Source organism: Pseudomonas sp. NPDC088890 (assembly GCF_044900155.1).
Lineage (GTDB): Bacteria > Pseudomonadota > Gammaproteobacteria > Pseudomonadales > Pseudomonadaceae > Aquipseudomonas > Aquipseudomonas urmiensis.
This window is the reverse complement of the sequence record NZ_JBJDNG010000009.1, coordinates 101,249-127,271: the sequence shown is the minus strand read 5'-3', so window position 1 is coordinate 127,271 and position 26,023 is coordinate 101,249. Positions and strand designations below refer to the sequence as shown.

Below are 26,023 nucleotides of genomic sequence, written 5' to 3'. Positions count from 1 at the left end.
CGCACGCCACGAACCCTGTGGGAGCGGGCTTGCCCGCGAAGAGGCCGGAATAGCCACCACAACTGCCCACAGGCTCTGAACCCAGAAAAACCCAGCCCCGCGCAGATTTATGGCCTGCGTTGAACCAGCACCGACACCCCGCAGATCCTGCGCACGCCACGAACCCTGTGGGAGCGGGCTTGCCCGCGAAGAGGCCGGAATAGCCACCACAACTGCCCACAGGCTCTGAACCCAGAAAAACCCAGCCCCTTTCGAACAACCAAAAAAAGGGCCTGAAGCGAACCCCAGACCCTTACCGACAACCCAAGCGCAACAGCTTAAGCCGTCATCCCCGCAAACCTCATGGCCAGCCGGGTAGCCAACGCAACCGCACCCAGCGCCATGACACTAGCCGCCCAGATCGCCAGCAACCACAGCAGACGCTTGCTCCACCCAGGACCCTTGGTAGTAGATGAATTCATCATCAGTGAAACTCCTCGCCCACTTTGACTTTGCCCCGGAACACGTAATACGACCACGCCGAGTAACCGAGGATGAATGGAATGATGAACAGCGCCCCCACCAGCGCAAAGCCCAGGCTCTGCGGCGGTGCCGCGGCTTCCCAGATGGTCAGGCTAGGCGGCAGCACGTAAGGCCAGATGCTGATCAGCAAACCGGTGTAGCCCAGGAAGATCAGCACCAGCGACCAGATGAACGGCCCGGCATGCGGCTCGCCGCGCAGCGAACGCAAGATCGCCCAGGTCGCCACCAGCACCAGCGCCGGCACCGGCAGGAAGAACCAGAAGTTCGGCAGACTGAACCAACGCTCGAAGATCGCCGGGTGGGTCAGCGGCGTCCAGACGCTCACCACCAGCATCGACAGTACGGTTGCCAAGGTGATCGGCCCGGTCGCGCGCATGATTCGCGCCTGCAAGTCGCCCTCGGTCTTGAGGATCAGCCAGGTCGCCCCCAGCAACGCGTAGGCGATGACTACGCCGAAACCACAGAACACGTTGAACGGCGTCAGCCAGCTCATCACGCCATCGGTAGCCACGCCATCGACGATCTGGTGACCCTCGATGAACGCGCCAAGAATCACGCCCTGGAAAAACGCGGCCATGAACGAGCCGGACATGAACGCTCGGTCCCAGAACGGCTTGTGCGCATCATCGGCCTTGAACCGGAACTCGAACGACACCCCACGCCAGACCAGCCCTACCAGTAACCCCAGGGCAGGCAGGTACAGCGCGCTGAGCAAGATCGCATAGACCTTGGGGAATGCTGCCATCAGCCCTGCCCCACCCAGTACCAGCCAGGTTTCATTGCCGTCCCACACCGGAGCGACCGTGTTGACCATGGTGTCGCGATGGTCGCGGTCGGGGATGAACGGAAAGAGGATGCCAATGCCCAGGTCAAAGCCATCGGTGATCACATACATCATCACGCCGAAGCCGATGATCAGAAACCAGATCAGCGCAAGATCGATACCCATGAAAGACGCTCCCGTCAGTGGTTCTTAGGGGTGGAGGAATACAGCGACTCATCGACCGCCGACAGCGGCCGCGCCGGTCGCTGGTTGGCCGTGATTTCAGCCTCCAGTTCATGGTGCTCATGCTCCTGCGGGCCTTTGCCAACCAGGCGCAGCATGTACACGATGCCGGTGCCGAAAATGCCCAGGTACATCACCACCAATACCACCAGGCCAACCGACAGGGTCATGGCCGAGTGATTGGACACCGCATCCTTGGTGCGCATCAGCCCATACACCACCCACGGTTGACGACCGATCTCGGTGACGTACCAACCTGCGAGCAGCGCCACCAGGCCAGATGGCCCCATCCACAGCGCGAAGCGCGCCAGTGCCTTGGATTCATACAGCCGGTGCCGCCAGCGCAACCAGGCGCCGCACAGGCCAAGCACGACCATCAGCACGCCTAAGCCCACCATGACCCGGAACGACCAGAACACGATGGTTGCGTTGGGCCGGTCCTCAGGCGGGAAGTCCTTCAGTGCGGGTATGTGACCGTTCAAGCTGTGGGTCAGGATCAGGCTGGCAAGATTGGGGATCTCGATCTTGTAGTGGGTGGTTTCGGCCTGCATGTCCGGGATGCCGAACAAAATCAGCGGCACGCCTTCACCAGGGGTATTGCTCCAATGGCCTTCCATCGCCGCCACTTTCGCCGGCTGGTGCTTGAGCGTGTTGAGGCCATGCATGTCACCGATCACCACCTGCAAGGGCGCGGTGAACAGCAGCATCCACATGGCCATGGAGAACATCCGCTTGACCGCTGGTGTGCGTGTGCCGCGCAGCATGTGCCAGGCCGCCGAGGCGCCGACGAACAGTGCGGTCGACAACATCGCTGCGGTGACCATGTGCGCCAGGCGGTAAGGGAACGACGGGTTGAAAATGATCGCGAACCAGTCCACCGGCACCACGATGCCATTGATCACCTCATGCCCCTGGGGCGTCTGCATCCAGCTGTTGGACGCCAGGATCCAGGTCGCGGAGATCATCGTGCCGACGGCGACCATGGCCGTGGCGAAGAAGTGCAGCCCGCGCCCGACCTTGTTCCAGCCAAATAGCATGACGCCAAGGAAACCGGCCTCGAGGAAGAATGCCGTAAGCACCTCATAGGTCAGCAGCGGCCCGGTGATACTGCCGGCGAACTGCGAGTAGAAGGTCCAGTTGGTGCCGAACTGATAGGCCATGACCAACCCCGAAACCACGCCCATGGCGAAGTTGACGGCGAAGATCTTCGACCAGAAGTGGTACAGGTCAAGGTAGGCGTTGTCTTTCTTCCACAGCCACAGGCCCTCGAGGACCGCAAGGAACGAGGCCAGGCCGATGGTGATGGCCGGGAAGATGATGTGGAAGGTCACGGTGAAGCCAAACTGAATACGTGCCAGCTCCAAGGCTGTCAGGCTGAACATGGTTATGCCTCATTACTTAGGGAAAGGCGCTCGAGCAGCGTGCGCGGCCGGGCCTGGGCTTGCAGGCGCGCGCTGGCGGCGTCTTGCCAGCGAACCAGCGGCACCGTGGCCGGGGCCAGCAGGCTGGTGAAGCCGCACTGCAGCAACATCGAGAACTGATCGGGCAGCAACGGCCCGGCGGCACGTAAATCGCCAGCGAAGGCGTGCCGGTCGCGCAACAGGCGCGCAAGGGTAAAGCCGCGACCGTCGCGCGACTTGGCAAAGTCGATGACGATCACTTCGAGCTGGTCCAGTAGCGCCAGCACGCCAGCGGGATCCTGCTCGCCGCTGATCCGCACACCTTGGGCAGGCGCGCCGAATTGGCTGAGGTACTCGTCCCATTGCTCAAGGCGAATCACGCAGCGTTCGGCGAACACCAAGGGTGCGTCTTGTTGTTGATACAGCCACAGGTCTGCAACCGGCAGGCCGTTACGATCAATGAGCGTCACGCAGCACCTCCTTGAACACATCGATGCCGACGCGGCGGTAGGTATCCAGGAAGCGTTCGCCCTCGACGCGCTCGCGCAGGTAGATCGCGACAATCGCCTCGACCACTTCTGGCAGTGCTTCGTAGCTCACCGAGCGGCCAAGGATGGTGCCCACCGCGGCATCCTCCGCCGCGCTGCCGCCGAGGGTGATCTGGTAGTTTTCATGCCCGGCCTTGTCCAGGCCGAGAATGCCGATGTGGGCGACATGGTGGTGGGCACAGGCGTTGATGCAGCCGGACACGTTGAGCTTGAGCTCGCCAATCTCACGCTGCTGGGCCTCATCGAAACGCTGCGCGATGCGCTGGGCCACCGGCACCGAACGGGCCGTGGCCAAGCTGCAGTAGTCCATGCCTGGGCAAGCGATCGAATCGGAGATCAGGTTGACGTTGGCCGTGGCCAGGCCGGCGTCGCGCAGCACTTGCCAGACCTGGTAAAGCTCACTGAGGCGCACATGCGGCAAGACCAGGTTCTGCTCATGGGACACGCGGATCTCATTGAGCGAATGGGCCTCGGCCAGGTCGGCGATCAGCAGCATCTCTTGGGCACTGACATCGCCCGGAATACCGCCCTGGGGCTTGAGCGAGATGACCACGCTGATGTACCCGCGTTTCTTGTGCGGATGGGTGTTGTTGCGCACCCAGAAGGCAAACTCGGCATCGGCTGTGCGCGCATCGAGGTAGTCTTCACAGATGCCGGGCAGCTCCGCGAAGGCCGGTTTGACGAAGCGCTGGTGAATCGCCTGGACGATACCCGGCTCCAGGTGCTGATGGTCCGCGGGAAGGCTGGCGAACTCCGCCTCGATCATCTCGATGAACTTGGCTGGCTTGAGCTCGCGAACCAGGATCTTGATCCGCGCCTTGTACAGGTTGTCGCGCCGCCCGAGGCTGTTGTAGACCCGCAAGATCGCCTCGACATAGCGCAGCAAGTCGCGCTCGGCCAGCCAGTCGCGCACCAGCGTGCCGACGATAGGCGTGCGCCCCAGCCCTCCACCTGCGTAGATCTGGAATCCCACCTGGCCCTGGTCGTTGCGCGTGGCGAGGATGCCGATATCGTGAAAGCGCACCGCTGCGCGGTCGATCGGGCTGCCGGTAATGGCGATCTTGAATTTGCGCGGCAGATAAGTGAACTCAGGGTGGTCGGTGGACCACTGACGGAGGATTTCGGCGTGCACCCGCGGGTCTATCACCTCATCCTGGGCGGCGCCGGCGAAGTGGTCAGTGGTGACGTTACGGATGCAGTTGCCGCTGGTCTGGATGCAATGCAGGTCAGCATCGGCCAGCACCGAGAGGATCTCAGGGGTAGCGGACAGGTGCGGCCAGTTGAACTGGATGTTCTGCCGCGTGGTGAGGTGGCCATAGCCCTTATCGTAGGTGCTGGCGACATAGGCCAGCTGGCGCAGTTGAATCGCACTCAAGGTGCCATAGGGGATGGCCACCCGCAGCATGTAGCCATGCAACTGCAGGTACAGGCCATTCATCAACCGATAGACCTTGAACGCTTCTTCGTCGAGCTCGCCACTCAGGCGCCGGGCCACTTGCTGCTCGAACTCGCGGGCACGGGCCTTGAGGTAGTCGCGCTCGAACGGGTCATAGCGATAGACCCCAGCGTGCTCGACCTGCGCCGCGATCACCGGACGCGGCTGGGCAGCGCTCGCGGGTGGGCTTAGGCCGGTCGCCTGTTTACCCAGATCGGTGCGCACCGATGGCCCACGAGCACGCAAGCGTTCGCGCAGCTCGATCGGCTCGACAACGCCGTCCACTAGCCGTGCAGCGCAGGGCAGCGGGCCGACCACCAGGTTCGCGTCCACCGCTCGTTGCGCCGCAGCCTGGGCGGCAGGGAGTTGCTGCGGGGCAAAGACACTGGCCTTCGCAAGGGTCTCGACCCACTGGTGCTCCGCGTCCAGCCAGACCACTGCGCCATCGTCGAGACGATTGGCGCAGATCAGTTGGCAGTCATTCATCAAACATCTCCATGACTGGCAGCCCAGAAGCGCTTATCGTTGCAACCCTGCTGCGCCTCTCCGGTGCCTGACAATAAAATCCATACGCAGTCCATTTGTATGGATTTACTATATAACCGTATGCCATGTTATGCTTGAGCGTATGGATTGACAACCTGAGGAATTCGCATGCCTCTCGCTGACGAGACGAAAGAATCAGCTCAAGCCCGCTGGACAAGGCCCTTCAAACCCAAGGGTGGGCCAAGATACATACAGATAGCCGATATGATCTCAGAATCCATACAGTCGGGTTCTTTGCAGTCTGGCGACCAGGTTCCGCCGCAACGCACCCTGGCCGCGCAACTGGGCGTCGACCTGACCACAGTGACCCGCGCCTATGCCGAAGCGCGCAATCGCGGCTTGATCGCCTCGTACAGCGGTCGCGGATCGTTCGTCACCGGGGTCAGCGAGCCGGGCGATGAGGTGCGCATCGACCTGACCATGAACATTCCCCCGCAACCGGCCAACGGCTCGATGACGGAGCTGGTTGGCAAGGGCCTTGACGATGTGCTGCGGCGCAACCGCATCGAGGCGTTGTCGACCTACCAGGACGAGCCCACCACCCGCTCTGCGCTGCAAGCGGCGCAAGGCTGGTTGAACCCAGCCCTGGGCGATCTCGATACCCGCGCGCTGAGCGTGTGCTCGGGCTCGCAGGCGGCGATTTTCGCCATCTTGGCGTCCTGCGCGAAGCCCGGTGAGACGCTGCTCTGCGACCCCTTGACCTACCCTGGGCTGCTATTGGCAGCGCGCCAGCTGGGCCTGCGCGTGCTGGCGGTCGAGGGCGATGCCGACGGCATGCGCCCGGACGCACTGGAGCGCGCCCAGCAGCAAAGTGGCGCGCGCCTGGTGTACCTGAACCCAACCTTCAACAACCCCACCGCGCACACCATGCCCCTCGGTCGCCGACAGCAGATCGCCACCACCGTGCTGCGCCTGGACCTGACGCTGATCGAAGACGACCCCTATCGCTACCTGCTCGACGACGCACCGGCGGCCATCGCTACGCTGACCGGCGGCGCCAACACCTTCTACCTGGCATCGCTGTCCAAATGCCTGTGGCCAAGCCTGCGCACCTCGTTCGTCCTACCGCCCCGGGGCGATACCGGTGAGCGCCTGCAAAGCGGGCTGCGCGCTGCGAGCATGGGTTGTTCGGCGCTGCTGCTGGGGTTGGTCGAGCACTGGATCCGCAGCGGCACCGCCAAGCAGCTGGTACAAGAGATTCAGCGAGAAGCCCGCGCTCGCCAGCAGCTGGCGCGCAGCTTGCTCACGGCGCCGGTGCAGGCTCACCCCTGCGGTATTCACCTGTGGCTGCCCTTGCCCGCGCACTGGAACCAAAACCTGTTCACCCATGCCTTGGATGAGCTTGGGGTCAACGTCGCCAGTGCCGATTCGTTCAGCGTCGCCCCGCAGACCCAGGATGCGGTGCGCGTATCGCTCGGCGGCCCGGCCGATCAGGCCAGCCTGGGCAGCGCCTTGCGCAAGATCGACGCGTTGCTCAAGGAAGATCGGCGGCGCAGCTCGCGCGCGTTTGTCTGACCGATAGCAAGAAGCCACCCCTGCGGCCTCTGGTCGCAGGGGTGGCCCTCTTGGCAAATTCTCCACAAGGCTTAGAATCGCGCCTCCTTTTCGCCCGTCGATCCGTCGACTGATTCCTGCCCCGGCCTTCGCCCGCAGCTACCCGGTTACGAAAAGGCACCCAGCCAGATGCCAGTCAGTTAAGACTCGAGTCGGTTTGTTTTGGGCCCGCTTTGCGGTCCTTCGCGGGCAAGCCCGCTCCCACAGAGATAGCGTTTGCCTGAAGGTGGCGCGGTACCTGTGGGAGCGGGCTTGCCCGCGAAGGACCGCAAGGCGAGCCCAGGCTTGTAACTCACTGGTAGTGAGCACCACCCTGCTTTTTCCAACCTTGAGGTACGTATGTCTCCGCGTTTGCTGGCCCAGGCGCTAGCACCCCTGCTCGGGCTATTCATCATTGCCCTGGGCAATGGTTTCATGTCTTCCCTGACCACCCTGCAACTGGGTACCGCTGGCGAATCGGCGACCATGATCGGCGTGGTGTCCTCGGCCTACTTCATCGGCCTGACCCTGGGCGCGATCTTCAACGATCGGCTGATCCTGCGCATTGGTCACATCCGCGCCTACACCAGCTTCGCCTCGCTGATCGCCGCGACCATTCTGTTGCAAGGGCTGTTCTACGACACCACCTGGTGGATGGTGCTGCGCCTGATCAACGGCTGGGCTGCGGTCGGGGTGTTCCTGGTGATCGAAAGCTGGCTGCTGCTGGCGGGCGACGCGAAGATCCGTGGACGCCTGCTGGCGCTGTACATGATTGCCTTCTATGGCGCTGGCGTGCTGGCCCAAGCCACCCTGGGCGACGTCACCGGCTGGGGCCCGACCGTGCCGTACATGGTCGCCGGTATGCTCGCAACCCTGTCGGTGCTGCCGATCGTGATCTTGCCACGGGTGTCACCGCTGATGGATCAGGTCGAACCCCTCAAGCCACGTCAGCTGCTGGGCATCGCCCCGACCGGGCTGGTCGGCTGCTTCGGTTCGGGCGTGGCGATCGCCGGGATCTATGCGCTGCTGCCGCTGTACCTGCAACGCATCGGCCTGGATGTCGGTGAGGTTGGCAACATGATGGCCTGGGTGATTCTCGGCGCCATGCTGCTGCAGTATCCGGTGGGGCGCTGGTCGGACCGCAAGGATCGCCAGGATGTGCTGATCTCGCTGGCCGCGCTGTGCGCCGTGCTGTCGGTGTTGATCGTGCTGCTGCCGGCTAATTCGGTGCTGCTGCCGGCCATGTTGTTCCTGCTCGGTGGGGGCGTGTTCGCCCTGTATCCGGTGGCGGTCAGCAGCGCGGCCGACAGGGCCCCGGCCGATGCGCTGGTGCCGATGATCCAAGGCTTGCTGCTGATCAATTCGCTGGGCTCGGCAATGGCCCCGCTGGCGATCTCGCCGGTGATGACTTCCTATGGTGAAGTCGGGCTGTTCTGGGCCTTTGCGGTGATCAACCTGGCCATGGTCAGCTTCTTCCTCTGGCGGCGCGGCAAACGCCCGGCACCGGAGCATCCGGCCCCCTTTGCGCCGACTGCGACCTTTTCGCCTACCGGTGCTGAGCTGCGCGCTACCGAAGAGCTGATGCATGCGGTGCAGGAGCACCCTTCGATGGCCGAGATACAGACCCCGGCAGCGGCGCCTGAGCGCGTTTGATCTTTTACAGCTGGTTTTGGCTGCGTCAGTCCTGGCCTCTTCGCGGGCAAGCCCGCTCCCACAGGCTCACCGCCTGTGGGAGCGGGCTTGCCCGCGAAGAGGCCGGCACTGACAGCACAAAAATCCGAACCCAAAATCCCGACCGCACATCGCCTGCCGGGCACCCTCCCACAGGCCCACCGCCAGCAGCTAGAGCGACGCGGTACCTGTGGGAGAAGGCTTGCCCATGAAGAGGCCCGCACTGACAGCACAAAAATCCGAATCCAATAACCCCGACCGCCCGTCGCCTGCCGGGCACCCTGCCCCTCGCTGCGCAGCCGAAACCATGACGATCATCCTTACAGGAGACTCACCATGGTCCGCATTCGCCCTCTCCCACTGCTGCTTGCCCTGTGCTTAGGGCTGGCCTCCACCACCGGCTTCGCCGCCAACGACCCTTACAGCAGCACGCCCAGCGCCGATCACTCTTCCGGCGATCACCCCAAAGGTGAAACCGCAGGTGACGGCAGCAGCGTCAACAGCCCAGGTGGCAAAGACAACGACAGCAGCGATACCGGCACCGACTCTGATGCCGCAGATGGCACCACTGGCGGCTCGAACAACACCGGCGAGGCCACCGGCACTGGTGCTGGCAGCTCTGGCGGGACCAGTGAAGACAGCGACAGCCGCTGAGCCTGACTTGGCTTAACTGCTGTGTTTCGACCTAGCCGCACAAGACATGGCCATGACCATCCGCACCTATAGAGTCGGCGGTAAACCCCTCATCACCGGGCAAGTCGCAGCATCAGTGCGCCGCTGCGACTTGTCCGGCGATAGAACCCTCAGCGCCAGTACTGCGGATCATCCACCAGCTGCTCATTGGCCTTGAACATCACCGGCAACTGCTCCTTGAGCAAATCAAGCCAAGTGCGCACCTTGGCATCCAGATAATGGCGCGACGGATAGATTGCATAAATCTCCCGCTGGCGTAGCCGGTGCGGTGCCAGCACCCGGCACAAGCGCCCTTCTTCGATCGACTTGCTCGCCGAATAATACGGAATCAGCCCGATTCCCATGCCCAGCTCAGTGGCCTGCAGCATCGCATCGGCCACATTGGTCAGGAAGGTGTCCTGCGGCAGGATGACGTAATTGTCCGGGGTCTGCTCGAACGCCCAGTCTTCCTCGAACAACGGATCGCCCATGCGCAAGCACACATGTTCATGCAGGTCTTGCGGGCGCTGCGGCACGCCATGGCGCGCCAGGTAGTCGGGCGAGGCACACAGAATGCTGTAGATGCTGCCCAACGGGATGGCGATCAGTTGCGAGTCTGGCAACCCACGGCCAACGGTGAGCACCACGTCATGACCTTCGTCCAGCGGATCGGGGTTGCGCTGGGACAGAGTCATCTCCATCACCACTTCCGGACACGCTGCCTTGTAGGCCGCCACCAGCGGCATCATCAACATGCCCAAGCCGTGGGTGGAGTGAAAGCGCAGCCGGCCACGCGGCGTGAGGTGGGCACCGCGGGCTTCATCCATGGCCTCTTCGGTGAGCAGCATGATCTGCCGCGAGCGCTCCAGAAAACGCTCCCCCGCCTCGCTCATGCGCAAGCGCCGGGTGGTGCGGTGCAGCAAGCGGGTTTGCAGCTGGTTCTCAAGCTCGGCGACGATGCGCGAGACCTGCGCCGCAGAAATATCCAACGCATTGGCGGCGGCAGCGAAACTGCCGCACTCCACCACCCGGGCAAAGGTTCGCATGGCATGCAGCATGTCCATGAAAGTCCGCTCCTTTAAGTCTTATTCGTACGTCCCAGGCAGGAATCTATCACGGGATAGCCCCTTTATTGTGTATCACCAACGAATACATCATTGGTAAAACGTCACAAGGAGCCCGTCATGAAAGCCTCGATCGCCCTTTTTGCACTGTTCGCATCCCTTGCCTCGGTTGGCGCGTACGCAGACCCAGCTGCAAACCAACCCGTGGCCGCCAGTGCTCAGAACTACGAATACGGCATGCCGCTGGATGTGGCCAAGGTCATCTCCATCACCCCGGCCAGCAACATCGCCGATTGTCAGGTGGGCACTGCGCACATGGTCTATGTCGACCATCAAGGCCAGCGGCGTGAGGTCAACTACCGGGAAATGGGCAACTGCTCGCAGATGTAACTGGCCTGCCGCCGATGCTCATTCACCCCAGCACTTGGGTAATCCACTCAACCTGCTTGGAAAACTCCCGCGCCTTGTCCTGCGGGACCTCCTGGGCATGTTCGAAGTGCGCCAAGGTCTGCTGGCGCTGACGTAGCACCCGCCGCCACTTGGCCAGAAACGCTTCACTGCGCGCTTGCAGCAGACGCGGCCCGAAGAACAGTTGCTCAGCACTGTAGACACTGCCCGCACCGGGCACGGCCACGATGATCTCGTAATCGAAGCGATTTTCTCGCAGCAGCTCCTCCTGCTCGATCTGGTACCCGTTTTCCATCAGCCAGGTGCGCAGCTCACGCTCGCCGCCATTGGGCTGGAAGATCAGCCGCTCCTCGCCGCTGAGGTGATGCTTGCCACGCTGAAGAATCTCGCACATGGTCTCGCCCCCCATGCCGCAGATGCTCACCGTGGTGATCCGATCAGCAGGCTCGATGGCTGCCAGGCCATCGGCCAAGCGCACGCTGACCTGCTGCTCAAGGCCATGCTTGCGCACCTTGCGTTGCGCGGAATGAAACGGCGTCAGCGCCACCTCCCCGGCCACCGCGTGCTCGATGCGCCCGCGCAGCATCAGCGCTACCGGCAGGTAACCGTGGTCCGAGCCGATATCGGCCAGCCGCGCGCCGGCGGGCACATGCGCCGCCACACGTTCCAGGCGCATCGACAATGTCTGTTCGTTCAAGCTTTGATCCTTCTGCACGACCGACACAGCGCGCTCGGCCAAATGGCCGCGATTCTGCCGGTCAATGCCGCGCATTTCAATTTCCCTGGCTGAGCGGACATGCCCAGGCGGCTCGACCGACCGGTTTCGCTCAAGTAGGCTTGCGCCTTTCCTTCCGTTGCAAGGCAAGCATTCCCATGGCAAACGCAGATATCACCTACATTCCAGACCCGGATCCAGAGTCGATTTCCTCGGACGTTACCGGCTTCGGCAACCTGCTGGTGAGCACCCAGATCCCCACCCGTGCCGACGGCAGCCTGGAATTGGGCGGCATCGTCGAGCAAAGCGAATGCACCCTGCAAGCGCTCAAGGTGGCCCTGGAACGTGCCGGTAGCTCGATCGATCGGGTACTGCACCTGACCATCTACCTCACCGACATGGCTGATCGCCCGGCGTTCAACGAGGTCTACCAGCGTTTCTTCAGCAAGCCGTGGCCGGTGCGCGCAGCAGTGGGCGTCGCTTCGCTGGCATTGGAAGGCATGCGCGTGGAAGTGACTGCGATGGCGGCCAAGGGCTGATTGGTTTGTCGCCAGTGCCGGCGCTATCGCGGGGCAAGCCCGCTCCCACGGTGCGTAGCCTTTGCCGGATTGCCCCCGATAGCGCCGGTACCGGCAACCAGGATATTCAATAGCTACACAGCAGGAAGCCCCATGCCTCGCCACCTCTACCTCTTGCTCCCGGGCCTCAGCCTTTGCTCCCTGGCTCACGCAGCGTCGCCCACTGCCTTCACCCTGCTCGAACCGATGGTGGTCACCGGCACCTATGCCCCCAACCCCAGCTTCGACCTGCCCTACTCCATCGACACCGTGGAGCGCGGGCAAATCGCCGATGGCCAACTTGGGGTGAATCTGTCCGAAGCGCTTAACCGCGTCCCCGGCCTGGTGGTGCAGAACCGTCAGAACTACGCCCAGGACCTGCAGATTTCCTCACGCGGCTACGGCGCACGTTCTGCCTTCGGCATCCGCGGGATCAAGCTGCTCAGCGACGGTATTCCGGCCAGCACGCCCGATGGCCAGGGCCAGGCGGCGTCGCTCAACCTCGATGTTGCCGAGCGCATCGAAGTACTGCGCGGCCCGGCCTCGGCGATCTACGGCAGTAACGCCGGCGGGGTGATCCAGATGTTCTCCCGCGACGGCGCCGGGCCGCCCAAGGTTGGCCTCGAAACCACCGTCGGCAGCGACGGTTTCAACAAGAATCACCTGTACGGCGAAGGCGGCAACGACCAGGCCGGGTTCGTCCTCGACGCCTCGCGCCTGGACACCGACGGCTACCGCGACCACAGCGCCGCGCGCCGTGACCAGACCTTTGCCAAGGTGCATGTGCGCCCCGATGACGACAGCCGTCTGGCGCTGATCTTCAGCAGCCTGGAACAAAATGGCACCCAGGATCCACTCGGCCAGACCTGGGAGGCCTACAAGCACGATCCGCGTTCGGTCAGCAACCGGGCCGAGCAATACGACACGCGCAAAAGCATTCACCATCAACAAGTGGGCATGAACTACGAACGCTCGTTCGGCGAGGCTACCCTGCAGTTCAATCTGTATGCCGGCAAACGCAGCGTGATTCAGTACCTGTCGATCCCCAAAGGCACCCCGGCGAACAATCGCGGCGGCGGCGTGGTCGACTTCGACCGCGAATTCCACGGCGGCACCCTGCGCTGGATCCAGCCCGTCGATGTCGCCTTCGGCGCCCTGACCCTGACCGCCGGGGCCGACTACGACCGTAGTCGCGACGACCGCCGTGGCTACCAGAATTTCAGCGGCGACGCCTTGGGCGTCAAAGGCGAACTGCGCCGCGATGAACAGGACACCGCCACCAGCCTCGACCCATACCTGCAAGCCCATTGGGAGTTGGAGCGCTGGACTGTCGACGCTGGCGTGCGCCATAGCAGCATGGAGATGGAGGTCAATGACCATTTCCTCAGCAACGGCGACGCCAGCGGTTCGAAGAAATACCAACGCACCACCCCGACCTTGTCGGTGATGTATGCCTTTACCACTGACCTGCACGGCTACATCAGTGCAGGCAAAGCGTTCGAAACGCCTACCCAGGCGGAAATGGCCTATGCGCCAGGCTCGGTGGAAGGCTTTAACTTCGGCTTGAAGCCCTCCACCAGCACCCAGTACGAGCTGGGCCTCAAGGCTCGACCTGACGAACAAACCCGCATCAATGTCGCGGTGTTCGAGATCCACACCCGTGACGAGATCGTGGTCGACAGCTCCAAAGACGGCCGCACCAGCTACCACAATGCCGGCAAAACCCTGCGCCGCGGCCTGGAGCTGGGCATCCAGCGTGAACTGAGCGAGCAATGGCAGGCCAACCTTGCCTACACCCTGCTCGACGCCACCTATGACGAAGCGTTCAGCCAGGGCAGCAACACCATCGATAAAGGTAACCACCTACCGGGCGTGCCGCGCAGCAGCGTATTCGGCGAGCTGGTATGGAAACCGCGTGCCGGTATCAGCATGGGGCTTGAGGGGCAGTACCGCAGCAAGGTCTATGTCGAGGACACCAATGACCAGCACGCGGCTCCCAGTTATGCGGTGTTCAACTGGCGGACCCGCCTTGAGCAACAGTTCGGGCCGTGGACCTTCCATCAACTGGTGCGCCTGGACAACCTGCTCGATCGTCAGTACGTCGGCTCGGTGATCGTTGGCGATGGCAATGGCCGCTATTACGAAGCCGCGCCGGGGCGCTCGTGGTATGCCGGGGCTGGGTTGGAGTATCAGTTCTAAGCGCTTGTGCTCTGGGTCTGGGCCGACCCAGAGCTGCTCCATCGCTCCCTAGCTCATCACCCGCTGGGCTGATCCAGCTCATGCCATCAGCCCCCACTCATCCCACGCCCCTCCCTCCTCCCTAAGCCTTCCACGGCGCAATCACAGAAAGTCAATGTCTGGCAGGCCTTCGAGGTCACCGAACACGCTCACTCTGCGCGTACCGCTGTTTGCCGAAAGAACGACCCACGCACAGCGTTTTGGGGACTTTGTCGCCCGGTCTTGCGTGTTAGACGCGTAACTCACCCATACCCATCAGCTGTTTTCGAGCCATCCATAGGTTTGACACGGCGAACATCGTGGTCAACTTCTTCTTCGTTCTTGGTCGAACTTGGGGCATGAATAATGGTGCCATCAACGAGAGTGCCCTGGCGCAACGACAGGCCCTTCTCGTGCAAATAACCGTTGATGACCAAAAGGATCGCAAGGATCGCAAGGATCGCAGGTGCGAGTTGATGCTTCTCCCGCAAATGCCGGAAGTTCATGATCGTGGTGGTTTCGGGGATCGGCGCGCTCAACGTCAGGCGTGCGAACTGGCGCATGGGCGGCTCTGTTCAGAGGGTCAGGCGTATTTCAGCACGTTTGGGGACTTGTTCGGAGAATCCGCAGCCGATTTTTATGACGACGCGTTCCTCGATCAAGCCAGCCTTGCCCATCCACGCTTTCGCTGGCACCGCGTGCTGTCGGCCCAAGCCCGCATGCAGCAGGTCGCGCTGACGCATGCCCACCGCTGGGCCGATACCCAGGACTATGCCTGCGGCAACAGTGCAATGATCAGCTAGGCCCGCGAGCTGTGCCTGGCTGCGGGCGTGCAAGCTCACCGTTTTGTCGCCGAGGCGTTCGTTGCCAGCGGCGCATCGCTGCCGACTGCGTCGATTTTTGAAGCTATCTTGGTCTGAAATTAATGCAGAGAGCCCCCGTGGCCGGTGGGCTCTCTCAAAACGGCGATAGGGTTACGAATAGCTGGGCCGGAACCAGCGTTTCAGTTCATCATGCGTTTGTGGGCCACTTGAGTTATTGAAAAAATACTTTTTGACATGCTTATCCCCTCTTACAGCCTTCATTAGACGATCTTCAGCAGACATAAAAACCGCGTAGTCAGCTAGTTGATGCTTGCTATATTTCTGTGCAGAGGCATTATTTAAAAGTCGAGAAAAATTTCTCGCAGCGGAATCAGCATACAGCACATTGGTCGTGTACACATCCTCGTAGCCACTGACAATTTTACCCGAGCGCTTCGAAAATTCATTAGCAAAAGACTGTTGGCCGCCAGCAGCGCTATAACACATGTTGAGCTCAATCAGATCAAATTTATTGTTGCGGAGCAAAGGGTTTCCCATACTATCTTTTAGCGACTCAAGATGATCATAAAGCAGTGTCGCCTCCCAACCCTCCTTAGCCGCTGGATCGGGAGCTGTTCGCACAACGGCGTACGCCGACAATTCTCCCTGTGCAGCATCCGGTCTTGTACCATGGCAGTGAACTCTAAGGCGTTTTAGAGGATAACTAAATTCAAGCTTTGCGTTCGCTAGCGCGGCATTGGCTTTCTGAATGCTGGGTTCAATGGAAGCGCTGCCGGCCTGCGCGTAAGGTAGACTATCTACATATGCTTCAAGCTTTTTACCGACCTCTTTCAATGCATCATTAAATTCAGCATTAAGGGCTTCTGCGCCCCCAAACAACGGCGAGACCATTTTGTTAACTTTCCTGCTGGCCGCTGTTGCATTATTCGCTGAAGCGGCGAGCGGCGCATGCACAGCCTTGATATGAGCTAGTACATCGTCGCATGCTTGGTCGATAACAGCTTGCTGAGTAGCATTCGCTAAACCATTGTAGCAACTTGGTTTCAGATTATGACTATCGAGGAACGCCAAAATTTGTTGGCTAGATTTACCAGGCAACTGAGCAGGCAGTTTTCCATTCGCGCCGCTTCTCACGATCTTCGTAAGCTTGTCAAATTCATCAAACATCTTTTCCACTGGGTCTACTTTTTTCGCTGCGACCTGAAAAGATTCCTCAGTATTTTTCAATAAATCAACAATATCCACCATGCTCTGTTCATTTTTGACTAGCTTTGCATCTACTTTTTTCAGGTGATTGATAGCCGACTCAAGCGCTGTGTATTCATGCCCTACTGACTTCCCGGGGGCAGCCAAAATGTTGTCCAAGGCTCCTAAAGCCGCTCCCGCCTCCCGCCTACTGATTTGCGATAAGTTTACATTCAATTCGAACGCCCCTTTTACATTGAAGCGATCATACATAACTATAACCCCCGTCAAATCATCGGGACTACTAACACTTAGATACATCGGGCCATACGAATCAAAATCACCACCCATCGTAGCTATATGTCTTTGCGGGAGTATATTCTGCGCGGCCGATAACTTTCCACTCAACGGCACTGAGGCTCTTCTTGCGCTTTTGGTCAGCATTGAAGCGGCACGCTGACTTCCTCGTACCCCTCTATAAAATGATTTCAGCTTACTGAGGTTGACCGCATTGCGTAGCGCACGAAGCCCTTGAAGCCCTTTGCGAGCCCCTTTAAGCAGCAGCCCCCCCCAGTTTCGCAAAACCCTTGCCAGAGGCATCGAAAAGGCTAACGGCCAGGGATGCCCACCCCAGCTTGGTTGATAAGGCCGGGTTGCTTTGTCGCAATGCCAGTTCGGCCGCACCCAAGCCAAACGCCACCCCCGCAATGGCCAAAAATACAAGCCCCAGGAGGCCGCCGGTCATGACCGCCCCGATCACTCCAACGACAAAAACGACAACCAGTACTAACCACTCCCACCAAGCCGCCGGCTCGTGATGGGGCGGCGTGGTATCGCGAATCATCTCGTCGAGCGATGCCAGGCTTGACGCCTCTTCGCGGCGGCTGATCATGATGTGGCCACTGGGGTCATGCCAATTCACCGGGTCTCGGCCAGCGCAATAAGCCAGGTCGTTCAACCCTCCTTCAGCAAACGGGCTCAAGCTGTCACTTTGCCAAAACGCTTGGTGCTCAGGTTGGAAAACACGTGCGCCGTGGCCCAAGTGATAGACGCCAGTAACCGGGTCAAAACGCTGACCGTTGTAACCCTGGCCGCTGTTCAAGGCATTCAAGCGCGCAATTGGCGCTTCGCCCCAGGGGGTGTAACCGACAGACTGGCTTTGCCACGCGCCGTCGCTGTCGACCGAATACTCCTCAGCGCTGCCGTTTTGCGGGTCCGCCAACATGAAATACGTTTGCCAGGTATCACGGTCTTCACCGATGTGGCGGCAATGCACAACCAAGCCTGCCTCTTCATCAAGGGTGCGCTGCCGAACAAGATTACCTTGTGCATCCAGCCATGATTCGCCAGTGAGCTGATCCCCGCTGTATGCGAGAACCCGTCGCTGCTGGTTAGCTTCATCCCACTGCGCAGCGAGCCGACCCTGCTCATCATATTCATAGGTGGCAGCAGGCTTTTCATTTGCTACCTTCTTGACAGACTGAAGCTGACCAGCGGGGGTGTAGCTAAGCACTTGCCCGCGTGAATCATTCGTCAGGCTGCCGTTGTCATCACTGACAAGATCGATCACTGTCGGCGTGCCCGCCTGGCCACCTTTGGCCGTATGCGTCACGGTTACACGGGTGCGCTGCGACGGTTGCAAGGCATTACCATAAGCGTAGGTGCGTGCCTCGCTTGCGCCGTCAAGATAGTGGGTTGTGCAAGTCAGGATGTTGCCGAGTGCATCATAGGTGTAAGCCTGGTCCTTGATAGTGTTCGCATTGGCATCCTGAATCTCATAGCCCTTGGTGGCGCTGACGCTCCAACGCTTGAGCTCATTGCGTATCGTGTCGTACGTATAGGTTTCCGTGCGGGTGGCTGTAGCCTCGCCATTGCGATACCAGTGCTTGCTGACCAGTTGGCCCCTCACCGACCAACTTTGCTCGTAGCGGCTTTTAACCACACCATCGAGGCGATAAGTGCGCTGGGTTTCTCGGCCGAAACTGTCGTAGCCATAGCAGACCGTCATACTCCGTCCGCTATGCAGATCTTGCACTACCAGCTGATCGAGCTCGCCCTGCTCGGTGTAGCGGTAGCGATATTCGAGCCGGCCTCGGCGAACTCGGCTGCGGCGGTTCTGAGCATCTTTCCAGGCTCGGCTGACGATGCCGCTGGGCTGTTGAACCGTGTCGATACTGCCGCGCAGCGAGTACAAACTACGGCGCACTTGACGAACCCCACGGATGGTCCGTTCAGTCCGCAACCGTCCCAACAGCTCAGGCGCCAGGCTTTCGCTGCTGATGCGGCTTTGCAGGTTTTCTTGTACTTGCGGCCTTTCGGCTGTGATTGCCTGGGTGATCTCGTTGTAACTAAATGACGCCACTAGCGTTTTCGGTATGGCAACACCGCTTGAAGCTCTTTCGGTGTACCACGACACCGTAGCGCCGTCATCATTACTCTCGCTCCATATCCGGGTGCCGTCTGGGCGCTGATGGCCCTTATCCTGGAAGGTATAGGTTCGGCTAGAGCCGACCGCCCCTACAGTCCTCGACAAAACATCATCACCCTGATTCCCTGCGCCGCGCAGGCCTTGCCGGCCGATCACCTTTTTCTCGCCCGAGGCATCTTCAAGGCTGATCTCGGTGGGCGTGTTGCTAAGGCCTTGGTAGGTCCAGTGCACGTGTGTGCCGTCGGGGGCAGTCAATTTGGTGCACCGCCCCAGCTCGTCATACTCGCGCACCCACTTTCGGTCGACGCCACCCACGGTTTCCGTTACTTGGTCGCATTGGCCGCGTCTATTGATCCGCTGCTTGGTTACCAAACCCAGATCCTTCATGGTGCGGTCGATGGCGTCCCACCGTTTGGGCTGGCGGGTGAGGGTTACCTGGCCGTCAGCGTGGTTGCACTGGGTTTCTACCAGACTGCGCAGCGGGCCCTTCAACACGGTCCCAGTCAGGGTTTCGGTACTGTGCGATTGGCTGCCTGTGGTATCAACGGTAGTGGCCTGCTGCTGGACTTCCCAGAACCAGTCTCGCAGCTGGCCCGACAAAGCGACGCCATCGTTGCGCACGCAAAGACCACCGGGCAAATAATCATACGTGCATCGCTGCAGCGGCTCGCCATCCGCGCCGTAAGCAATTTGCTCTACACAGACGAAGTTGTTGGCCGATTGATCATCGCTAATCACCCGCTGCAGCTCCCTGCGCACGGGGCGCTGTAAGCCATCTAGCAACGTGCGGCCCGCGCGGCCATCGGGGCCAATGGTCGTGACCCAGGTGCCGTTGCCCTGATCTGCCCATTGCTCAAAGGTGCCGGCCTGGCCGATGCCGTTGCCTCTGCCCTGCGCAAAGCGTTCGCTGTCCCAGTCATAGTGGATGCTGGACAGTAAACGGTCGCGCGCATCGTAGGAGTGATACACCATCGTTGTCGGCCGCCCCAGTTCATCCTGGAGGGTTTCGCGCAGCACACGACCGCTGCGGGCCGAGCGTATGTGCTGCGACAGGATGGACGTGATGTTCAGGGCTCCGACCTTCAATGGCGACTCGCTTTTCGCCCGTAAAGTGCCTGCGCTGGTATTGACTGTGGTGGTTTCTGTAAGCTTTTGAGTCTGACGGGCAGTATTGTCCTTGTACCAGCGCGTCGAAGTAGTCGCGGTAACGGTATCATCGCCGGCAGTGCTTTTGCTGATCTGTTGCAGGCGGACAGTGATGCCTTCACGGCCAGTGGCTTTGGTAACGGTCCATGGCGTGGTGGTAAAGTCTACCGAAACACCTTCAAGGTTGAGCACCGTATCTGGTACCAACACGCCTTTACTGTCAGTGCTGGCCTGGGCATAGCCGAACAAGGTCAAGGTAATGTCTGACAGGCTGCCGTCTGGAAACTTCATGTAGCCGCAATGCGCCATCAGCGGCGGTGAGGTCGGGTCCGCAATAGTTGGGCATGCCAAGGCCATTTCGGAAGACAAAAGCGTTTCGGAACCTTCCAGCTTGAACTTGGCCAACAACGTGGTCAGTGCGGGCACCTTGTCACTGCGGTCTGCCTTCGCCTGGCTTGCCGTAACGGGGTAATAGCAAAAATGAGATGTCGCGCCATCATCGGTGACGGTTTGTGTCACTAGCCCAGAGTCTGGATCGTAGGTGAAATGGGTAGACTCCGTCGCGGTCACAGGGGTAGCCGGTGCCGGCGAGGTGCTCGTGTTTGCGGTGCTCTGGCTCATCAGTTGCTCTCCTGTGTGGACGGTTGGGCTGGGCTTGGGGAGGCTGTGGCAGCGATGTGTGGTGGGCGCAGATCTTCGGTTGTAACCGTCGTGCTCAACGGCTGGGTGGCGAGGCGGTACATCACTGCTGGGTCTGTACTGGTGATTGCATCCGGATAGGCCATGGTTGTTGTTTTGCGGGTGATACCTGGGGCTTCCTCGACCACCTCGGACTCCACCAGCACGCCATTTTTGACAATCCACGTGCGACGGGTAGAGGCTCCACGCTGGCTGGTACCGGTATCGAGCATGCTCGTGGCGGAAAAGGTTTGGCCTTCTTTTAACACCTGCTTCAGGGCGCCCTTCCACTTCCAGGTGTGAGTGATTGACTGCTGGCCTGCTCCGGGTACCAAGGTGTGACGCAGTACCCGCGACAGCGGGATAAGGCTGTCATTGATGTCCCAGTCTCTCCAGCTAGGGCCATAGCTCACGACTTCCAGTGAGCCGTCCTCTTCGGCAACAGAGCACAGCACGCGGTCGAGGACCGGTTCGCCTTCGTAGCCGAACACTACGGTCTGTACCGGCGCGGTAGCGTTTTTGCCCTGGCGGGTAAGGCGGACCAACAGACAGTCTTTGATCAATAGGCAAACGTCATAGGCTTCATCGGTGTCTGGCCAGACGGTGAAGGTGCTGCTGTATTCACCGGTCGCGGTCGGCGCGTCGTGCGCTGCGCTCAGCAGTTTCGCACTGCCATCGTGGATGGACAGCAGCTGCACGTGGCCACTCTTGCCCTCCCAAGCCAAGGTCAGCGTGCCATCTTGGGGCGAGGTGATGCTGTTGGGAACTAGGATCAAGGCCTTGCGCTTCATATCCTTGTCGAGTTTGTCCAGCTGCTTGATCTTTTCGTTGTAGCGCTCTGTTTGTTCGCTTGTTACACCTGGCTCTTTGAGCAACTGCTCCAGGTTCTCTTTGAGCTTGCGAATTTTTTTGCTGAACGCATTTTTATAATTTTCACTGGCCTCAACGCCATCATGCTTGCCAGGCTTGGCCAACGTTTCGGTGCGCCCGGAGGGGAAGATCACGGTCAGTTCGGTCAGGTTAGCGTGGCTGCCTTTGGCGCCGGTCAGGGTGACGCCGTTGATAGGCAACTTTTTAGTGGATTGGGCCTTGGCAACATGGTCAGCGGTAAGCGTAATGGTTTGGCCATTGCTCAGGGTAAGCCTGTGCATGCGGTTGTCATAAGAACTGAAGCGGAACGCCCAGCCATCACCCAGGGCACTCTCATTGGCACGCGTGGCGCTGTAGTGCAGGGTCAGGTCAAGTTCAGGGCCCTTGCCACTGAGCCCACGGATTACACCTACCGGGTAATGGGCGTGGAACAGGCCGGTCTTGGGGTCGACACCGTTTTCGCTGGCGCCGCTGACGTCATACATCTCGGAGCAGACAGTGCCCGCGTAGTCGGCACACAACGAATCCTTGGGAATGAAAGTTTTGCCAGTGAGCGGGGGGTCGATGAGTAGCGCTGAAGGTGCAGCGGAGGTAATACCGGATTGACTGATGTAACTAGCGCTGCAGAGTGCATAGCTAGATGGAATATCGACACCATCGGGGATGTGCAAGCTTACGCCCCCAGTCCGATTATAGAGGCTGTAGATCGGGTGAACGGGTGGGTCGGCGTCGAGAATGGCGGGTGAGAGATCCGATGTGTGCGATACAAATCGGATACCCTTGGCGATGGCATCAGCAGACAAGCACAGTTGTAGTAGTTCTTTGCATGTGCCACTACGAGGAGAGACAAGAACAGACTTAAAATCATCCAACTGCGCGTCATCAACATAAAATACATTACGTCTAAGCGCCGACACAGCTGCCGCGAAAACTTTTCCAGAATCATCGCCCGCCCCAGAAAATTCATGAGTAAGATCGACGCCTAATTTCTCCACAACCTCAGAAGCAACCCCAAATTTACGCAAATTTTCTTTAAACACACTAATCAAACACGTTTTGTACGAATCAACCTCATAGCTACCAGGGCGTGGAAAGTGCCTTTCAAAATAATGTGCAACTTGCTCGATAATTCTTTCGGCATCCTCTATGAAAAAACCGGCGTCCTTGAAAGCGCGAACTGCAACCCGCACTGAGCTCCCCGAAAACTTCTTGACGAAACCGCTACCTGCCAAATCCAACAAACCGTGCAGCTCAGCAACTTTTTTTGCGTGCTCCAGTGCGTCCCCGTAACGCGTCGAAAGCTGAGCCCCTGTTTTTTTAACATCAGCATCGAGCTCTGCAAGATATCTTTTCGTCACCACATGGGCACGAGACTCCAGAATCGATGTAATGGCACTTGATAAGCCCAAAAACTCTTTACCGCACTGCACAGCAAGGACTATACAGTCGCTCGCACAGGATACAGTTTCGACCCAACACTCAGAAGGCCAGTCTATTTGCCAATTATCTTTCTCAGCAGAAACGAGATTGTGCCGTGCTACTCGTGATGCTACAAGCGCAGGAAAGTTACCCGAACTCAGCGATTCTCTTGGATCGGCTTTAACAATACCTGGAAGCTCAGAAATCCTTAACCCCTTGGTATCTAGGCGGTCCATCATGTACCGAAATCGTTCATCATGAGATCCGTAATCAGTGCCCCTCACACTTCTTTTTAGACCGTCTCCATCGCTTGAAGAAAACACCTCCTCCCCAAACTGGGCAAGCTGCTTGATGTGTACCGACTTAGCTTTACTGCTGCCAGCCAAAGTACCAGCTGACGCTCCGTAATACAGGGCTTCCTCGCAAACCAATTTGTCTCGCAAAAACTCCAGCTGAGGCTTTAACCGAGGCGGCGCGTTAACCTCTTTTGGTGCCGCGACATTCAAACGCCGGGCAATCAGTTCGAATTCCACATCTTTGGGTAGCCACAGCGACCATGCCGACAGATCCGACGTTGCTTCACCCGGCAGTGCAAACCCAGCCTTGTCTTTACCCCATCCAAAGAAAGGCATATACGTAGTGCGCACTAAATTTAATAGCGTGCCAAGTTCGCCCACCCATTTCTGCAGATTCATGCCTGCTTCAGCACCTACCTTGAGTTCCCACGACTCGACGGCGTGCCCATTCCAGCGATCACTCAGGGTCAGGCTTAGGCCTTCCTTGTAGCCTTCATACAATGCTCCCAGCGTAAGCGCTTTACCCTCGGGCGTTATCAGTGCCTTTTCATAATTGTCGGCTAGGCCAGGCACGCCCACCACAATGATACGGGTGGGCAACGGCATGACCCAGAGCGCGTATTTGTCTACGCTGGCCGGTGTTACCTCCGGCGATCTGGCGCTGCCCAGTTGCAGGTAGTTGCCCAATTCTGAAGCCTTGAGCGCGGCAGCCAGCGCTGCCAGGCACTGCGTAGCATCGGCATGCTCGACGGTGTAACTAAAAGGTGAGCCCGGTAGCTGCGCACCCGAATAACGGTCATACAGCAGAAACTTAAGGGTAGCTCCGACCGTTGGGGTGAAGCCCCCCACATCGCGGTACTTTTGCCAGGCCAGCGAGTCGAGCTCTACAGACAAGTTGGAATGTTGCGCGATCCATAAGGCGTTGTCACTTTTGCCGGGTGAAACACTAACCTTATCACTCCCCAATACACCGGCGCGCACCATGCCATATTGTTTGTCAGCCGCCTGGCGGCGGGTATTGATGAACTCGCAAAACTGCTGAGCAGTTGATGTGCTTGACGCTTCATCCGTGGCCTCGGGGCAGAACAGGTAGGTTTCATACAGATACTGCGTAGTCCTGTCGCGTACTTGTAGTGAAAGCCGCTCGCCCTCAGGTGGCGGGATGTCAGGCACCCACCCGGCAATCACCTGATTGGCCTCGAACGGGGCATTGCTGAATAGCCGACAATCCTCGGCGTAATACCACAGCCGATTGAGCTCGGTTTTACCCGCAGCCGCTAGCGCATCGAATGCCGCCGTTGTCGGGCTACCCGCCTTGCCCACGGCTAGCTCGCCGCTGGCATTCAGGAAGCCCGCACACATCCACTTGGCGTCGTCTGCAGCGGGAGCCGCGTTGATGGCTGACAAGAAAGCGTGAGGCCAATCTGCCTTGCTTTTATTGCTGTTGCTTGCAGTCAAGGCAACAGTCTTGACGATGCGCCCATCGCGCTCGCTGATGACCCAGGCTTGCACGCGCTCACCCACCGCCAGATCGCGGTCGGCCAGCAAGTAGCCTGGGCTTAGCCACGTATGGTGCCCCGCACCGAGGCTGGCCGATTCGAACCCGCTCATCCGAGGCAGCACATCGTTGTCCACTGAACTTCCGGTGTCGACCCACCATGGGAAAACACTGCGGGCTTGCACGAAGGTCGGTGTGAGTGCCTGTTTCACAAGCCCAATTTCAGAAAGCGCGTAAATAGCACTGACATTATCCCACTGAACCATCCCAGCAGTAAGAGGCGTATAGTGAGAAAGGAGGGTCAATTCTTTTTTCGCAGCATCGTAAAGTGCTTGGTGTTGCGCATCGCACGTTACCTTCAGTGCCCACCCTTCATCAACGCAACTGATAATCCCAAACACACCGTAATAGCCCTCGCACACGCCATCGGGGGTACGAAGTTTGATCAGCACCGGCCCCGATGTTTCGGTAAGTGACGACCATTGGTCAGCCTTAACCTCGGTTCCACCTTCGGCTAGCAGCGCCTGGGTGACAGATGACTGGGTGCGTAACGTCTCCATCAGGGGTGCGAGCTTGGCGACGCCCGAAAGTGAGTAGACTGCAAGGACGTGCTGCATACCCACTTGATTCGGCGTGTCAAACGTTGTATTTGCAAAATGGTCTACAAACGAGTATTCCGACGCAAGTTCATCGCGTAGTTGCTCAAGCGCGGCATCCGTTGAAATGATGAGGCTTGCCTCGGACGATGGATCCGGCTCAACAAGATCCAAGTAGCAAAGCAGACCATAGGTATCTGTGTCAGCACCTCTACCGAACGAGGATACAAAATATTGAACGGATTCAGGATGGAGTTCGATCAGAACAGGCAGTGAAGAGGTAGACAAGAGCGTTGCATCATCAAGTGAAACCTGAGAAACACCAGATGAAAGCATAGTCTTCAGATCACGTGCAAATTGCTGCTCCAGTGCTCGATACTTTGACTCATCCTGACTGCGTCGAGTTACCTTCTCACTATTGACGCCACTCAAGGTATTAATGCAGTTGAATCCACCTTCCGAATTATCGTAGCGATGGATAACGGGAAATTTCTGTGCCGCTGACTCCAAGAACTCATCACGGTACAAAACTTCAATGTGCGTCTCGTATGCCGCGAGAAACCAGCATTTGTCGCCGTTTACTCGTATCTGGGTTCCTCTAGCAAGGCCTGACTTATCGATAATTCTTTTATTATAGCCATCAACAAGACAATCCGAAAATCGGGTCATACCTAACTCCTTGTCCGTATAAGCGCAAAGGTAGATGAGCCGTTAAAATCTGCCCAAATGTAACCTTCCCTCAGTGGCTCGCTTGCACAGGATGCGACTAGACCGAAATTCTTTCACCTG

General features: G+C 59.3%; 16 protein-coding genes and 2 pseudogenes. 7 read left to right on the top strand and 11 right to left on the bottom strand.

Going from position 1 to position 26,023, the window contains the following annotated elements; translation table 11 throughout:
• Window positions 1-317 precede the first annotated feature (317 nt).
• From ACI2JX_RS19240 to ACI2JX_RS19220, 5 genes are read right to left on the bottom strand one after another with little or no spacing between them, the layout of a single operon-like run.
• Window positions 318-464 (bottom strand): DUF2474 domain-containing protein, encoded by a 147-nt coding sequence (locus tag ACI2JX_RS19240; RefSeq protein ID WP_404690764.1) that lies wholly within the window; start codon window positions 462-464, stop codon window positions 318-320.
• Complete coding sequence (gene cydB, locus ACI2JX_RS19235; protein WP_264233069.1) at window positions 464-1,471, bottom strand: cytochrome d ubiquinol oxidase subunit II; 1,008 nt, start codon at window positions 1,469-1,471, stop codon at window positions 464-466. The genes ACI2JX_RS19240 and cydB overlap by 1 nt, the downstream gene beginning before the upstream one ends.
• 14 nt (window positions 1,472-1,485) lie before the next feature.
• Window positions 1,486-2,910: a cytochrome ubiquinol oxidase subunit I gene (locus tag ACI2JX_RS19230; protein WP_404690763.1), complete on the bottom strand. Its 1,425-nt coding sequence runs from the start codon at window positions 2,908-2,910 to the stop codon at window positions 1,486-1,488.
• A gap of 2 nt (window positions 2,911-2,912) precedes the next feature.
• Window positions 2,913-3,398 (bottom strand): DUF934 domain-containing protein, encoded by a 486-nt coding sequence (locus ACI2JX_RS19225; protein WP_368973669.1) that lies wholly within the window; start codon window positions 3,396-3,398, stop codon window positions 2,913-2,915.
• On the bottom strand, window positions 3,385-5,397 hold the full coding sequence (locus tag ACI2JX_RS19220; RefSeq protein WP_404690762.1) for a DUF2849 domain-containing protein: 2,013 nt from the start codon (window positions 5,395-5,397) through the stop codon (window positions 3,385-3,387). The genes ACI2JX_RS19225 and ACI2JX_RS19220 overlap by 14 nt, the downstream gene beginning before the upstream one ends.
• 168 nt (window positions 5,398-5,565) lie before the next feature.
• Here ACI2JX_RS19220 and ACI2JX_RS19215 point away from each other — a divergent pair, with 168 nt between their 5' ends.
• The 3 genes from ACI2JX_RS19215 (at window position 5,566) to ACI2JX_RS19205 (ending at window position 9,315) form a co-directional block, all read left to right on the top strand.
• Window positions 5,566-6,972 carry a PLP-dependent aminotransferase family protein gene (locus ACI2JX_RS19215; protein WP_404690761.1) on the top strand — a complete coding sequence of 469 codons (1,407 nt, stop codon included), beginning with the start codon at window positions 5,566-5,568 and terminating at the stop codon, window positions 6,970-6,972.
• Window positions 6,973-7,350: 378 nt separating this feature from the next.
• A complete protein-coding gene (locus tag ACI2JX_RS19210) occupies window positions 7,351-8,643 on the top strand; it encodes an MFS transporter (RefSeq protein WP_264233074.1) in 1,293 nt (430 codons plus the stop codon).
• 354 nt (window positions 8,644-8,997) lie between these two features.
• Window positions 8,998-9,315 carry a hypothetical protein gene (locus ACI2JX_RS19205; protein ID WP_404690760.1) on the top strand — a complete coding sequence of 106 codons (318 nt, stop codon included), beginning with the start codon at window positions 8,998-9,000 and terminating at the stop codon, window positions 9,313-9,315.
• A gap of 149 nt (window positions 9,316-9,464) precedes the next feature.
• Here the strand turns inward: ACI2JX_RS19205 and ACI2JX_RS19200 are convergent, their stop codons facing one another.
• Window positions 9,465-10,397: a LysR family transcriptional regulator gene (locus tag ACI2JX_RS19200; protein ID WP_264234641.1), complete on the bottom strand. Its 933-nt coding sequence runs from the start codon at window positions 10,395-10,397 to the stop codon at window positions 9,465-9,467.
• A gap of 120 nt (window positions 10,398-10,517) precedes the next feature.
• On the opposite strand from ACI2JX_RS19200, the gene ACI2JX_RS19195 reads away from it, so the two are divergent.
• Window positions 10,518-10,787 carry a DUF2790 domain-containing protein gene (locus tag ACI2JX_RS19195; RefSeq protein WP_368972660.1) on the top strand — a complete coding sequence of 90 codons (270 nt, stop codon included), beginning with the start codon at window positions 10,518-10,520 and terminating at the stop codon, window positions 10,785-10,787.
• Window positions 10,788-10,809: 22 nt separating this feature from the next.
• On the opposite strand, the gene ACI2JX_RS19190 is transcribed toward ACI2JX_RS19195, so the two are convergent.
• A complete protein-coding gene (locus ACI2JX_RS19190; protein ID WP_368972681.1) occupies window positions 10,810-11,502 on the bottom strand; it encodes a tRNA (adenine(22)-N(1))-methyltransferase TrmK in 693 nt (230 codons plus the stop codon).
• Between the two features lie 176 nt (window positions 11,503-11,678).
• Here ACI2JX_RS19190 and ACI2JX_RS19185 point away from each other — a divergent pair, with 176 nt between their 5' ends.
• Entirely contained in the window at window positions 11,679-12,059 is a 381-nt protein-coding gene (locus ACI2JX_RS19185) for a RidA family protein (protein WP_404690759.1), read from the top strand.
• 132 nt (window positions 12,060-12,191) lie between these two features.
• A complete protein-coding gene (locus ACI2JX_RS19180) occupies window positions 12,192-14,276 on the top strand; it encodes a TonB-dependent receptor family protein (RefSeq protein ID WP_404690758.1) in 2,085 nt (694 codons plus the stop codon).
• A gap of 350 nt (window positions 14,277-14,626) precedes the next feature.
• Here the strand turns inward: ACI2JX_RS19180 and ACI2JX_RS19175 are convergent.
• Window positions 14,627-14,857, bottom strand: a pseudogene (locus ACI2JX_RS19175) (IS5/IS1182 family transposase); the annotation flags it as partial.
• 54 nt (window positions 14,858-14,911) lie between these two features.
• Between ACI2JX_RS19175 and ACI2JX_RS19170 the strand changes: the two are divergent.
• Window positions 14,912-15,190, top strand: a pseudogene (locus tag ACI2JX_RS19170) ((Fe-S)-binding protein); the annotation flags it as partial.
• Between the two features lie 78 nt (window positions 15,191-15,268).
• Here the strand turns inward: ACI2JX_RS19170 and ACI2JX_RS19165 are convergent.
• The 3 genes from ACI2JX_RS19165 to ACI2JX_RS19155 all read right to left on the bottom strand — a co-directional run bounded on the left by ACI2JX_RS19165 (window position 15,269) and on the right by ACI2JX_RS19155 (window position 25,903).
• A complete protein-coding gene (locus ACI2JX_RS19165; RefSeq protein ID WP_404690757.1) occupies window positions 15,269-16,747 on the bottom strand; it encodes a hypothetical protein in 1,479 nt (492 codons plus the stop codon).
• Window positions 16,748-16,856: 109 nt separating this feature from the next.
• Window positions 16,857-20,498, bottom strand: a complete 3,642-nt coding sequence (locus ACI2JX_RS19160) for an RHS repeat-associated core domain-containing protein (protein ID WP_404690756.1) — start codon at window positions 20,496-20,498, stop codon at window positions 16,857-16,859.
• Window positions 20,498-25,903, bottom strand: coding sequence for a hypothetical protein (locus ACI2JX_RS19155; protein ID WP_404690755.1), 5,406 nt, complete (start codon window positions 25,901-25,903; stop codon window positions 20,498-20,500). Before ACI2JX_RS19155 ends, ACI2JX_RS19160 begins: the two co-directional genes overlap by 1 nt.
• Window positions 25,904-26,023 lie beyond the last annotated feature (120 nt).